This is a genomic window from Alistipes timonensis JC136 (assembly GCF_900107675.1).
Classification (GTDB): Bacteria; Bacteroidota; Bacteroidia; order Bacteroidales; family Rikenellaceae; genus Alistipes; species Alistipes timonensis.
The window spans coordinates 164,465-178,184 of record NZ_FNRI01000006.1 but is presented as its reverse complement, the minus strand read 5'-3'; the positions used below and the strand labels follow the sequence as shown (position 1 = coordinate 178,184).

Genomic DNA, 13,720 nt, shown 5'->3' with positions numbered 1-13,720 from the left:
GCGCCACAAAAGCGCCCCGCAGGCGTTGGACCGGGCCCATAGCTCAGTTGGTCAGAGCAGCGGACTCATAATCCGAAGGTCGTGGGATCATGCCCCTCTGGGCCCACATTCACCGAAAAAGAGTTGTACACTTGTACAACTCTTTTTTTCGTTCGGGGTCACTGCAATGCCTTTTCGATATAAGTATCCATCTGCCCGGCCTGCTCGGGATAGTACCAGTGGCCGGTTTCGTGGGTGAGCTGCATCCGCTTGGGCGCCGCAGTCGCATTGTAAACCGAGAACGTCGAGGTCGGAGGGCACACCTTGTCGTTGTAACTCAGCATGTAATAGATCGGGATTTTCAGCAGACGCGCGAAATTGACCGTGTCGTAATACAACAGCGTATTGACGATCTCCTTCCGGTTATAGATGCACTCCGCGGGATTTTTCAAAATCTGGGGCCATCCTCCGGCACGGCCGTGAAGATACCCCGTCATGTCGCTCATCGCCGGCAGGGCCGCCGCCGCGCAGCACACCCGCGGATCGAGCGCCGCCACCATCACCGTCAGGGCGCCGCCCTGGCTGCTGCCCTGAACGCCTATCCTGCCGTTGAACTTGTCGAGTGTGAAGATAAGGTCGACGGCCCGTTTGCAGCCCCGGATCACCCGGTTGTAATAGTAATCGTCGCGGCTTTCGAGGTTCATCGTGTAATAGCGGTTGAGAATCCCCGCAAAGAGCCGTTCGTAGACGACCGGTTCGAGCGTGACCGGAATGCCGTGAATGCCGACATCGAGCGTTATGAAGCCCTTGTCGGCCTGCCAGGCGCTCCCCTGATAGCTCCGCACGCCCGCTCCGGGAACGCGCAGGACGGCCGGGTATTTCCCCTCGGCTTTCGGCACGCACAGAATGCCGTAGAAGCGCCCTCCCTGGGGCGTGTAGAGATAGCTCACCTCGTAGACATCGGTCCTGTCGGTGCAGCGCTCGGGAAGCAGCTCCATCCGGGGCCGGAGGGGCATGGCCGCATCGGCGTCGAGCTGCGACTGCCAGTAGGACTGGAAATCGGCCGGCATCGTCACCGTCGGTTCGATGCGCTCCTTGTCCACGGCGACGGTTTTCCACTGACGGTAGTCCACCCCGTTCACCCTGACGCGGACATCGAGGTTGAAAAATCCGGGTTTGTCCATCCGTCCGAGGTCCAGCGTCACGGAGCCGTCTTTGGTCGTCGCCTGCCCCGTCACCGTCGGTTCGACCAGCTCCGGACCGGCTTCATAGGTGAACGCGACATCGCGGAGCGGAAGCTCGTTCAGTTCCACGCTCACCGCCATTTTGATCCGTTCCCCGACGCGGTAGTCCCACGAGCCGTTCGTCGGCGTGATGCGCACTTTGACCATCGGGGTCTGGGCGCTCCCCTGCGCCGACAACTGCGTGCAGCCCAGCAATGCCAGCAAGGCAAAAACAATACTCTTTTTCATGATTCGGGTTTGTATTTCAGGTAAAGCTCCCGGACGATCTCACAGACATCGCCCGCGGGGGTCTGCGTCAGCGGCTTCGTGCTGCCGGCAAACTCCTTTTCGAAATCGGCCATGGCGTTGAAGATCGCCTCTTCATCGAACTTCCGCCCCGCTTCGACGGCTCCGACCGCCGCATCGAGGAACATCCGCCAGCGCTCGGCGTAGTAATCCGCCACCAGCCCCGACCACGTGCGGTTGGCGTAGTCGTTGATGCTCTGCGCCCGGTCGCCCCACGTCGTGAGAAGCGTGCGGCCATTCACCTCGTAGTAATCCCGCTCTTCGGGAGTCGTGCCGAAGGAGCGCGAGTCGTCGATCCACTTCTGCATCGAGAAGGCGCCGTGCTGCGCCGTCAATGTCTCGAGGTCCGCCGCCAGTTCCAGCATTTCGCTCCGCAGCTCCTTCATCCGTGCGAGATCCTTCGCCCGGCAAGCCGCCGTGAACCCGTCGCGCAGCGGCAGGAAAAGGTTGCCCAAAGTCTGCCGGCCGACATTCACGAGCCAATAGCGATAGGTGTCGCGCCCGGAATCCCCGGCGTCGATCATCTTCGCCCAGACCTCGAACAGCTCGTCGTTGTCGTATTTGATCTCCGCATCGGTGGTACCCGTGAGAATGCCCTCCAGCGTGGGCCGGGCATTCAGCAGCGGACAGTGGCCGTATTTCGAAGAGGTGATGTAGACATTTTTGCGCAGGGCGTCCCAGGCCCGGCGGTAGCCCGTATCCTCATACCCCAGGTAACGGTCGGCCAGCGCGTCGAACCACCGGTCGTCATCGACCGGAAAATCCCACGCACGTTCGAAAACATAGTCGTACATGAAGGGGTTCGAATCCAGCCCCTCGAGCGTAGAACCGAGACCCCGCAGGTTGTTCCCGCCTTCGGCCAGCACTCCGTCGATACGCTTCGAGACCTCGTCGAAATTGCCCACCAGCATCGTGTTGCCGCCGAAATTGCCCAGATAGCACCAGAAATAGGGCTGCCCGTGGTAGCTATGGGTCTGGCGCCACACCTCCGTATTCTCGCAATAATAGTCCAGCAACAGCATCTTGTCCTGCGGTACGGCCGTGACGAACGCTTCGATCCGGTCGTCGTGCCACTTGTCGCGGTCGAGGTAGAACAGCCACGTCATCTGGAGCCATTCGGCCTCGGGATCGGCTTCGGTCATCGTGTCGTAAATCGTCCGGGAGACCCGGGCGAGGAACTCCGGTTCCCAGCTCGGCGGATCGACCTCGTTGAACGGATCGGCACCGTAAATATGGTCCGTGCCGAAGAGTGCGGTCTGCTCGGCGAGGAACTCCCGCTGAATCCGCGCGAAGAGCGGATCGAGCGGATCGAGGAAATGGCTGCGGTAACGATCCTCGAAACCGCCCCATTTGCTCATGCGCGAGATTTTGGCCTCCGGGTAAATTTCACCCAGCTCCGCGGGGACATGTCCGGCGAAGGCCGGAAGCACGGGTTTCATGTTCAGCTCCCGCTCACGGGCCACGATCCGCTTCTGCAGCTCCACCTGCGCGTCGAGCCAGCTCTGGGGCAGCGGCGACTGCCAGTAGTCGAGATTCGACATCCGGTGCCACGGCAGATGGGCCGGACCGGTGAAATAGCTGCGGACCTGCTCGTCGGTGAGCCCGAGTCTCTGCCACACCCGCGCCCACACGGCCTCCTGCCCCGTGATCGCCAGCGGAAGGGTCACGCCGTTGAGCGCCATCCAGTCGATCAGCCGCTCCCAGTCGCGCCACTGCCACCACACCATCGTATATCCGAACGTGCAGTAATTCAAAAAGAAGCGGTCGTCAAGCAGAGCGCTGTGCGCGACCTTTTCCGCCACCACGGGCATCTCCGCGGGCACCTCGACCGGCTGGCCGGCAAACCACGAGACGCTCGTGCGGGCGTAATATTTCAGGAAATGGTTCAGGCCCACGGCCATCGAGTTGGCGTTGTTGCCCCGGACGACCAGCTTTCGGCCGACCGTCTCCAGTTCGAACCGGTCCGTGGAATCCGCCGCGGGAGCCAGCTTCTCGAAGCGTATCTTCGAAGCGTAGCCGGGGACGATGCGTCCGGCCAATCCCTGTGCCGCGGCGACGTCGGCGTCCGGGCGGCCGCACCCTGCCGGCAACGACACGACCGCGGCCAGCAGCGCGAGGATTGCAAAAAATGACTTCATAGGATTAATCTGTTGCATTTGAAAATCAGGCAAGAGGAATTTTCCTGTCAAAAACTCCTCTTGCCAATTATCGATCGACGGCGATCCGTCACTGATTCGACGTATCGGTCGCCCCTCCGGCGTATCCGGGATTCTGCGACATGCCGGTCTTGCTGACCTCCGACTGCGGAATGGGCCACAGGCGGTAATGCGACTCCCATTTGCGGTTCTTGTCGCGCACGAGGCGGATTTCGGCATCCGGATAGGTCGCAATGTCGTTCAGGTCGTGGCGGGCGGTCTTATTGAACACCGGCAGCTTTTGGACCGAAGGATACGGGGCCTTGAACCCGCCGTATTTCTCTTCGGGCATGCCGTAGACCGGCTGCGAGTTCTCCAGGTCGCCGATGTCCCAGCGGCGCAGGTCGATCAGGTGAAGCCCCTCGAATGCGAGTTCCACCTTGCGCTCGCGGCGCACCAACTGGCGCATCTTCTCCACATTGCCGACCCGGTCGCTCGACACGTCGGGCATGCCGACGCGGTTGCGGACCTCGTTGATCGCCGTATAGATGCGGTCGTCCTCGGCTTCGGCGCCCAGGGCCCAGAGCTCGATCTTCGCTTCGGCGAAGTTCAGCAGCACCTCCGCATAACGCAGGATCGGGAAGTTGACGGTCGACTGGCTGATGTTCTCCGTACTGTCGCGCTGGAACTTGCCGCACATATAGCCTTTGCCCGCATTGGCGAAGCTGGTGAATGCCGACGGATCGGTGAAATCGAGGTTGTCCGTCTTCTCCCACTTTTGCGTATCATAATTGTATTTCAACGTCTTACGATAATTCTCCTTATCGTTCGAATCACCCTCGTAGGCATTGAGGATCGCCTTCACCTTGCCGCTGCCCGTATTAACCGTAATGGTGTCGCCCGTGATGAAGATCGAGGACCGGAGCCGCGGGTCGCGGTTCTTTTTCGGGTCGGTGGGATCGTAGAGCGGCGACTCGTCGATCCGTTTGCCGTCGATGCACTCGAAGGTATCGAAGAGCGTCTGGGTCGGATAACGGCTGGTCTGCCCGACAAAACGGCTCGTCTCGGTATAGCCCACATAATGAAACTTCGCCTCTCCCGTGTTGTAGAATGCAATTTCCAGAATGAGCTCATCGCGGGCATCGGGCTGCGCCTGTCCCGTCGTGGTGAAGAGCGATCCGAAGTCCTTGCACAATCCGCGCTTGCCGATCACCTTCTCGGCCGCATCGGCGGCGATCTTAAAGTAATGAGCCGCATCATTGTTGTAGTTGAAACTGCCGCCCATCAGCGCGGCGCGCGACAGGATGCCGTAGGCCGCAGCCTTGTCGACCCGGCCCCGCTCGGAAGCGGTCCATTCGGGAAGGATCGCGGCCGCCTCATCCAACTCCCTGAGTACGAAGTCGAGGATCGTGACCTTCGACGTGCGCTGACATTTGAAATCCTCGAACGCCGGCGGCGCGGTAAAGAAGGGCACGTCGCCGAACATCGAGATCAGGTAGTAGTAAGCCATGGCCCGGAGCACACGGGCTTCGGCCGTAAGACGCGCCATGTTCCCGGACTGCGAGGGATCGGCATTGACCAGCATGGTGTTGGCACGCTGGATGATGACATACCACGATTTCCAGTAGGCGAGAATCGTGCTGTCGTCGGGCCAGATCCGGCCGGAACCGAGCGTTTCGTTCTCGTCGCGGGTCATCACCAACCCGGTCAGGGCGTCGTAAGAGGCGGGCCCGGGGAGCATATAGCCGATGGCGGCGCCGCTCGACCAGAGGTAGAGGCCGTTGTAGATTCCCGTCAGCGCCAGTTTGGCGGCCTCCTCGCTTTTGAAGAAGTCTCCCGTGGTGGGTTTCGACGGGTAGCGGTTCAGGAAGTCCTCCGCGCAGGATGTCATCGACAGCAGGCAGAGCAGCAGGATCGGATATTTAATGAACTTTTTCATAATCAGAAGCGTAAATCAAGACCGACGGTAAATACACGCATGATCGGATAGAACTCGGAACCGTAAGAGTTGTTACCCTCCGGATCGAACCCTTCGAAAGCATCGGAGAGCGTGAAGAGGTTTTGCCCGGTGACATAGACGCGCGCGCTCTGGAGACGGAGCTTCGAGATGACCTTCTTGGGAATGCGGTAGCTCAGCGACACATTCTTCAGACGCACGTAACCGGCATTCTTCACCCAGACGTCGGACGAGTAGTAGTTGTTCTTGTTGTTGATCGACAGCCGGGGGAACTTGGCATTGAGGTTGTCCTCGCGCCAATAGTCGGTCTGGCTTTCGAACATCGAACGTCCGTTGTCGAACGGGACGATACCGGCGCCGTTGTAGCGCTTCATCCGCTCGCCGACCCCCTGGATGAAGACCGAAAGGTCGAAATTCTTCCACGAGATGTTGGCCGTCAGGCTGTATAGGTAGCGGGGACTTCCGTCGCCCAGCGTATAGACGTCGTTGTAGTCGATCACGCCGTTGCCGTCCTTGTCGCGGTACTTCACGTCACCGGGTTTGAGGTTCGTCTTGTCGTTGTTGAACGCCGGCGAAGCGTCGATGTCGGCCTGGTCGCGGTAAAAACCGTCGGTCTTCCAGCCGCGGATGGCGTTGCGGAGTTCACCGGGGCGCAGCGCCGTAATATCATTGGTATCGGCAATGTCCGCGACTTCGAGAATTGTACTCTTGGCATCGGAGAAGTTGCCCGTGAACGAATAGCGCCAGTTGCCGTTCTTCGACGAGCCGCGGTACGAAATCGAAATGTCATAACCCCGCGCCTGCATCTTTCCGATATTGAAATACGGGGCATTGTAGACGACAAAGGTCGGGATCGTCGGAACCTGGATCAGGTCCGAGATCTTCCGGTTGAAAAGGTCGACCGTCAGCGTGAGCTTGTCGCCGAGGAATCCCATATCCAGACCGATATTGGCCTGCTTGGAGGTTTCCCACGAGATGTCGGCATTGAAGAGCTTCTCCTGAATGCTGCCCAAGAACTGCTCGCCGTTGAAGAAATAACCGTTCCAGAGGTTAGTGTTCATCTGGCTCGCGAACGGATAGTAGTCGTTGAGCCACTGGTTGCCGAAGTGCGCATAGGAGGCACGAATCTTCAGCGAGGAGACATACTTCTCCACCGACTGCCAGAACGGCTCCTGCGAGATACGGTAAGCCACCGAACCTCCGGGGAAGAAGCCCCAGCGGTTGTCCGGCATGAAGCGCGACGAACCGTCGAGACGCCCGGTGAGCTCGATGAGGTATTTCTCCTTGTAGTTGTAGTTGAGCACGCTGTAATACGAGAGCATCGCCCACTCGTCCCGCGCCGACGAACTGGTCTGGGTTTTCGACCCGACGCCCATCTCGTCGTACCCGGGGATGAAGAATCCCTCGCGCGAACCCGAAAGGCTCTGCGAAAGAAGCGTTTCGAGCTGCACGCCGGCCAGCGCACTGAAATTGTGGTTCTCCCTGAAAGTATTCTTATAGGAGAAGCTGGCGTTGAACTGGATCTGCTGATTTTTCTTCCAGTACATCGAGACCTTTCCGTCCGGCGTCGTGTCGGGATAAGTATATTTCAGCATGCCCTGCGTGTAAGTATCGTAGGGTTTGGTCACGATCTTCTGGTTGTCGTGCTGGTAGCGATAACTGAACAGCGTTTTGAATTCGAGGTTGTAAGGCAGTTTGACCGTCAGGTTCGCCTTGGGATTGAAACCGGTCACGTCGTTACGCTGCGTACCGCCCACCTTAAGGATGGCGATGGGATTGTAACCGTTGAGACCCTCGCCCCAAGTGCCGTCGCGGTTGATGCCGGCCAGCGTCGGGGTGTAGGTCAGCGCCTCGCCGATCAGCTTCTCGGGAGTGGAGATCGACGGCACGGTCTCCGAGGTTCCGAAAGCACTGAAATCCACGCTCAGGGTGGCCCATTTGGCGAGGTTCATGTCGGTATTCACACGGAAGGTCTTGCGCGAAAAGTTGTTGTTCTCGATCAGGCCGTCCTGGAACTGGTACGAACCGTCGATGTAGTAGGAGCAGATATTGCCCTTTCCGGAAATGCTCAGCGCGTGGCGGTGCATGTAGGAACTCTTTTTGAGCATCTCCTTCTTCCAGTCGGTATCGAACGTCGTCCAGTTGTCGGCGCCGTAACGCTTGTACTCGGCGATGTAGGCGGGGTCGAAACGGATGCTCTGCCCGGAGTTCAGGGCCGCGATATTCATATACTCCATGTATTCGGCTCCGGAAACGGGCGTCGGCATCTCCGTCGGAGCGGTAATGGCATAGTAACCCGTGTAGGTGAACTGGGGCGTCTCGCTCTTGCCGCGCTTGGTGGTGACGAGAATGACGCCGTTCGAGGCGCGCGAACCGTAAATAGCCGCCGATGCGTCTTTCAGGGCGGAGATGCTCTCCACGCTGTTCATGTCGACCTGATTGATGTCGCCTTCGACACCGTCGATCAGGATCAGCGGGCTGGTGCTCGAATTGATCGAACCGATACCGCGGATGGTGATCTGGCCGCCGTCGGCGCCGGGACGTCCCGATCCCTGCACGACGCTGACACCGGGCATCAATCCCTGAAGGGCCGAGGAGAGGTTGGGAGCATCGCGTTTGACGATGTCCTTTCCGGAGATCGCCGAGACGGAGCCGGTGAGGGTGACCTTTTTCTGAACCTGGTATCCGACCACGACCACGTCGTCGATCTGCCGGTCCTCGGTTTCGAGGGTGATGTCGAGCCGGGTCCGGTTGTTCACCGGAACGGTACGGCTGTTGTAGCCGATGGAGCTGACGGTCAGCGAGACCGACCCGGAGGGCAGCGTGATGGAGTAGGACCCATCCACGCCCGCGGCCGTTGCGATCATCGGTTTCGAACCTTCGACGACGATCGTCGCACCGATCACGGGCTCTCCGGCAGAGGAGACGACCTTACCCGTCAGGGTCAGCTTTTTGGAGGCCGGTTTCGACGCGGTTTGCGCATGCAACGACACGCAGCCGACCAAAAGCAGGATTAGGAGTGCTAATTTCTTCATACAAAAATTTGTCTCAGCCTTTAACAGCGGCGATTAACTGAAAAAACCGGAGGAGTGACCGCACAGGCGGAACCCCTCCGGCAATCGAAAGGAGGTTACTCCTTGACGTTGTTGATCTCGTAGCCGACCATGCCGACACCCGACAGGAGGTTGTAAACGCGGCAGCTCAGCTCGCCTTCGTCGTCACCGCTGCCCTCGGCAACCACGCTGATGGCCAGACCGCCCGTTCCGTTGGGGTTAAGCACCGACACCTTGCCGTCGAAGACATCCTTGCCGACATAGGCAACCTTGTAGTCCTTGCCCGAAACCTCGAGCAACTGCGTGTAGAGGTAAACCTTGTCCTCGGTAGCGCCGTTCGTACCGATCTCGGTGCTGTAGAATGCACATACGGCGAGGTAATTCACACCGTTGAACGTGAACGGCTGGCTCTGGAGCACCTTGCGGCCGTAGCCGGTCTCCTTAAACATTTCGTCGCCGCCGCCCATGATGTCGCTCGGGTTCACGCCGCCCTTGAAGTAAACGATCTGGTCGTCGAGACCCACATAACCCAGACGGGTCACAGGCACGGCGTTCGAAGCGCCCGGATCGCTGAAATAGAACGGCTTGACAGCCAGTTCGCTGGCGGGCCAAAGCACCTGATACATATTGCCGGCACGGTATCCGGCCGGCACGGCGACCAATTCCGGCTTCGTATTGACGACACCGTTGGTTATCTTCCAGCAGTAGTGGGCTGCGGGTGCGGCAGCAGGATTATTGTTGGGTTTCAGGTTATAATCGGTCACGCTGAGCGACGTAATGATCGCATTGCCGTTGACATCGCCGACAGCCGTCAGACGACGACCGAAGCTCTCCGTTGCCGACTGCTCGTAGCTGAGCACCTCCACGGGAGCGGCATTCAGTGCGGTCCATTTGTAGACCTTCCAGGGATTGTTATTCAGAGCCCAGGCGCCCAGTGTCGCACCCAGCAGATTGCCTTTGCTGTCGTTGGCAACGACAAAAGGAAGCAGTGTTGCAGCATTCGCAGGATTACACTCGATACCATCGATATTGAGCGTCTCGCCGGTGTTCTCGCCGGTAGTGCCGTCGATAATCATACCCGGGCGGGAAACAACCACCTTGTCCTCAAACGAGGCGATCGTAGGCTCGTTGACCGTGAGGCCGATTTCCGATGCTTTCTTCGCCCAAAGCAGTTTCACCGTACCGATACCCTGAGCCACATACTTGCTGACGACGGGTTTCACGGTCCAGGTTTTCTGCGTTTTGCCGTCCTCGGCAGTCACGAGATAGGTCACCTCCTTGGTGAAGTCCTGCTTCACGCTGAACGCGGGAACCACCGTAGCGCCGATGGAGAGCTCGCCCGTAGGCGTCACATCGGAGAGCAGCTCCAGCAGGTCGGGGGCCACATAGAGTTCCACAACGGCTTTGTCCTTGTCGATCTTGACATCGACGTTGGGAACGGAAACCGAGAATTTCTCGATCTCACAATACGGACGCTTCTCGCCTCCTCCTTCGGAGTCGTCGTCCGAGCACGAATTCAGGCCGAAAACGGCCATCGCACCAAGTGCCAGGGTTAAAAACAATCGTTTCATAATCATTCTTTTTTAAGGTTATTTGGCTGTTGTATTACTTGTTACGTGTTACTATCGTTCGTTCCGTTTTTCAATCATCTCCAGCAGCATCGCGGGCTCGTCCGTGGTGATGAAATCGACCCCCATGTCGAGCATGCGCTCCATGATCTTCGGGTCGTTGACCGTCCAGACGTTGATCGTCAGCCCCAGCATCCGCGCCCGGTCGTAGAGCCGCGGCATGTTGTCGAACTGCGAAAAATGGTAGTCAATGCCGTTCATACCCTCGATCTTCTGCTGATCCATCGGCACGACGGCTCCCAGGTAGGCGATGTGCGCCGTGGGATCGAGCGCACGCACCCGTTTCAGCACCTCGTAGTCGAAGCTGATGTAGTCGACCCATGCCTGTGCGCCCATCTTGTGCACCATCGCCACGGCGGCGTCGGCCAGTTCGAGGCCTATTTTGTTCGTCGGCATGGATTTCAGCTCCAGCACCAGCCGCGTCCGGTTCTGCCCGCGGATGATATCCAGATACTCGTCCAGCGTCGCCATCACTTCGCCCTGCTCCAGAATCACGCGCCGCATGTCGGCCAGTTTCGACAGCTCGACGATCATGCCGTCGTACTCGTAATCATGATTGATGGCGATGTACTTGTCCTTCGTGAGCCAGGCATCGAACTCCGAGGCTTCGCATCCCAGTTCGATCGCCTTGCGCAGCGAATGGCGCGAATTCTGGTGATACCCATAGCCTTTCCATGCGCCGCGGTGGGCCACTACCTTGTTGCGGATAAACTCGTCTTTGACAATGGTGAACCGCTTCTGCGCATCGCCGCATGCGACCTCGATCTCGAACAGGATGGGCGACGAAGCCGTCACGACCGCTTTTTTGCGGAGTTTCAGCCGGTTGTCCGCGATCTCGAAGAGCCCCGAGGGATCGTCGGCGAGCACGACAGGCACCTCCGTGGAGAAACGTCCCACCGCCGCACCCGGCACCCCGACGGGCACCGTGTATTTCTCCAATGCCAGCATCGGTTCCGCAGCCTGGGCCGCAGTCGTCGTCAGCAGCAGGAGCAGCGCCGCAAAAGTTTTCAGCAAAAGGTTCTTTTTCATCTTATTTCGTCTTTTTCTTTTCGTTCAGGTAGGCCTGCTGGTGAGCGATGATAAACGTACAAAGGTCGTCGAAAGTCTTGCGGTCGACGCTTAGCGCAGCCTCGGAAAGCTGGCAGAACGCATTCTCGCTCATGTAGTAGGCCAACGGCTGTTTCGCATAGACGCCGCTCTCCTTAAAAGCCTTCATGTAGTCGTACAGCCGCGACCGCTTGGTTCCGCCCAGACTCTCGATAGCCTTCTCGTCGAACTCCACCTCGTAACCCAGGTCGTACTTGTTGATTACTTTTACGGCATCCGTCAACCGGCTGGCCGGCACCGACTCGTTGAAGAAATAGTTGGGCTGGAGATAAGCCTGGTCAAACCCGTAATCTTTCCAGGTGAAATAGTCGGGATCGTTGCCCTGCCAGTCCTTCTCGCCTTTCCAATAGGGAATCCACTCGAACCGCAGCCCTTTCGAATGAAGGTATTCGGCCACGCCCTCGATGATGCCCGACGAGTGGTACATCTCCTCGGCGACCCAGTAGAAACCCGCCAGCTCCACATGCTCATAACCACCGGCATCGAACATCTCGCAGGCTTTGTCAATGTACCATTTGCAGGCCGTCAGCCGGTCTGCCGGACGGGTGAAATCCAGCTTCCGGCCTTCCACCACGCCCCAGTAATCCTTTGCGAGGGTCGGATAATTCGATCCGGCGCCGCCCACGATCGGCTCGGGAAGCGTCAGCACCACCTGCCGCTTGTAGGCCGGGCGTCCGATCTGCCCGATCTGCTTGCCGACGGTCTTGTCCAGGGCATCGACGCTCACGTCTTTCGTAAAATAGTAGTCCAGCAACTCCTGCCACTCGGCCTTCCGCGCCGGAAGCCCGTAATAACCCGTGGCGAAGATCTGGTTCGTAGTCTGCCCGCCTTTGCCCAGCGTGAACTCGATCAGCAGGAACGAGTCGAACAGCCAGTACTTGTTGTCGTTTCGATCGGTGTAGACCACGTGCGGCCCGAAGCTCGCCTCGTTCCACACGACCTGTCGGTGATGGCCGCCGCCGTAAATCAGCGCCAGGTCGGAAATACAGGCCGTCCCATAGGGTACGGGCTCGTCGGTGGAGGGTCCTTCGGGAGTGACGCCCTTTGTCTCCTCACCCTTGCAGGCTGTGATGCAAAGCACGAACAGCAACAGCAGTTTGCACATCAGTCCGGAAATGCCGGCAGGGTTGTTCGGTTTCATTTGGATTATTGCATGGTTTTAAGGTTAACAATCACTTCTTCTCGGCGAAAATCACCGCCGTCGGCATGGTCCGCTCCGCCGGCAATCCGTTCAGCAGGGTCCCCTCGCGTCCCACGAAGGCCGAGGAACCGCCTCCGTCGAGGTTCACGGCCATCACGCATCCGAATCGCAGGAACAGGTCGCCCAGCTCGGGAAGCGTGATTCCGGCGCTCGACTGCACCTTGTCGCCGTTACAGACGACGACCACCATCCGGCGCTGCGAACGGGTGGTTCCGAGCGCCGTGCGGGGGCGGCGTCCCATGCCGTTGATCCCCTGCCCCATATAGTGAAGCACCTCCCGGTAATAGGAATCCTCCGCCACGTTCAGGCTGTCCCTGACGAGCATCGGACCGGCACCGATGGCCTGCTGCGGCTCCCAGAGCTCGGCGCCCGGGGTTTTCGAGGTCGGTGCGGAAGGCATGAAGGAGGGAATGCGCTCGTCATTGTCCAGCGGCGAAGGGAACGCATAGGGACGCTGCGCATCGTCAGCGACACAATACACCCATGCCGTTTCAAACTTGCCGTCGGCCATGCGGCCCATGGCTCCGCGCACGGGGAAAAACTGGTAAGGCGACGACGAAGGCCCGGTCCACTCGTAGGGATCGGGGCGCGAGTTCACCACACCGTCGCTGACCAGCAGACAGTAGGAGCGGGGCGGCGCCGTCATGACGAAGAAACCGCCGTTCACCGCCAGGAACGGATTGTCCGCACCTTCGGCGAGGTGGTCGCTGAAATATTTGGTAGGCTTTTTTCCCGCGGAGAATCGGGGAAGAAACTGAAGGTCGGGATTTTCGACGAAATCCAGCACGGCATAGTAGCCGACGATCTTCTGGCCGCCGGAAAGCGGCATTTCGAATGAACGGACGTAGACTCCCTCGGGATAGCCGTCGTACCGTTTGGTAATGGTCAGACCCTCAGGGTCCTCATAAGGAGCATCAACAAGATCGCCGCCCGTGGAGGGGGGGGGGAATTTGCACGCCTCCGTCGTCGTCGGAACTGCATCCGGCGAACGCACCTATTATAATAGCGGCGGCGACAGTCAGAAAAATAGTTCTGTTCAATTTCATGATACCCAAAACAATTATTGTCTGCACAAATATAAATAAAATAATTTACCTACAAAGAATATTTTAATAATTATTTTTACTCTAA

8 protein-coding genes and 1 tRNA gene are annotated in these 13,720 nt (G+C 58.8%); 1 reads left to right on the top strand and 8 read right to left on the bottom strand.

The annotated features are described in order from the left end of the window. The first annotated feature begins 32 nt into the window (after positions 1–32). Positions 33–106, top strand: a tRNA-Ile gene (locus tag BLU78_RS09820). A 52-nt stretch (positions 107–158) separates the two neighbouring features. Here the strand turns inward: BLU78_RS09820 and BLU78_RS09815 are convergent. From BLU78_RS09815 to BLU78_RS09780, 8 genes are all read right to left on the bottom strand, one after another. Further along, on the bottom strand, positions 159–1,451 hold the full coding sequence (locus BLU78_RS09815) for an acetylxylan esterase (protein WP_010266565.1): 1,293 nt from the start codon (positions 1,449–1,451) through the stop codon (positions 159–161). After that, on the bottom strand, positions 1,448–3,646 hold the full coding sequence (locus BLU78_RS09810; RefSeq protein WP_020693336.1) for an alpha-N-acetylglucosaminidase: 2,199 nt from the start codon (positions 3,644–3,646) through the stop codon (positions 1,448–1,450). Before BLU78_RS09810 ends, BLU78_RS09815 begins: the two co-directional genes overlap by 4 nt. 88 nt (positions 3,647–3,734) lie before the next feature. Continuing rightward, a complete protein-coding gene (locus BLU78_RS09805; RefSeq protein WP_010266569.1) occupies positions 3,735–5,582 on the bottom strand; it encodes a RagB/SusD family nutrient uptake outer membrane protein in 1,848 nt (615 codons plus the stop codon). A 2-nt stretch (positions 5,583–5,584) separates the two neighbouring features. Next, on the bottom strand, positions 5,585–8,635 hold the full coding sequence (locus tag BLU78_RS09800; protein WP_026020873.1) for a SusC/RagA family TonB-linked outer membrane protein: 3,051 nt from the start codon (positions 8,633–8,635) through the stop codon (positions 5,585–5,587). 95 nt (positions 8,636–8,730) lie between these two features. Then, complete coding sequence (locus BLU78_RS09795; protein ID WP_176791134.1) at positions 8,731–10,224, bottom strand: DUF5018 domain-containing protein; 1,494 nt, start codon at positions 10,222–10,224, stop codon at positions 8,731–8,733. A 51-nt stretch (positions 10,225–10,275) separates the two neighbouring features. Continuing rightward, positions 10,276–11,310, bottom strand: a complete 1,035-nt coding sequence (locus BLU78_RS09790; protein ID WP_010266577.1) for a glycerophosphodiester phosphodiesterase — start codon at positions 11,308–11,310, stop codon at positions 10,276–10,278. 1 nt (position 11,311) lies between these two features. After that, positions 11,312–12,529: a DUF4855 domain-containing protein gene (locus BLU78_RS09785; RefSeq protein WP_010266580.1), complete on the bottom strand. Its 1,218-nt coding sequence runs from the start codon at positions 12,527–12,529 to the stop codon at positions 11,312–11,314. A 31-nt stretch (positions 12,530–12,560) separates the two neighbouring features. Next, positions 12,561–13,583, bottom strand: a complete 1,023-nt coding sequence (locus tag BLU78_RS09780) for a phosphodiester glycosidase family protein (protein WP_010266583.1) — start codon at positions 13,581–13,583, stop codon at positions 12,561–12,563. Positions 13,584–13,720: the final 137 nt, after the last annotated feature.

Coding starts and splice junctions, on each gene's coding strand:
- BLU78_RS09815 (WP_010266565.1), bottom strand. CDS start 1,451: ATGAAAAAGAGTATTGTTTTTGCCTTGCTGGCATTGCTGGGCTGCACG.
- BLU78_RS09810 (WP_020693336.1), bottom strand. CDS start 3,646: ATGAAGTCATTTTTTGCAATCCTCGCGCTGCTGGCCGCGGTCGTGTCG.
- BLU78_RS09805 (WP_010266569.1), bottom strand. CDS start 5,582: ATGAAAAAGTTCATTAAATATCCGATCCTGCTGCTCTGCCTGCTGTCG.
- BLU78_RS09800 (WP_026020873.1), bottom strand. CDS start 8,635: ATGAAGAAATTAGCACTCCTAATCCTGCTTTTGGTCGGCTGCGTGTCG.
- BLU78_RS09795 (WP_176791134.1), bottom strand. CDS start 10,224: ATGAAACGATTGTTTTTAACCCTGGCACTTGGTGCGATGGCCGTTTTC.
- BLU78_RS09790 (WP_010266577.1), bottom strand. CDS start 11,310: ATGAAAAAGAACCTTTTGCTGAAAACTTTTGCGGCGCTGCTCCTGCTG.
- BLU78_RS09785 (WP_010266580.1), bottom strand. CDS start 12,529: ATGAAACCGAACAACCCTGCCGGCATTTCCGGACTGATGTGCAAACTG.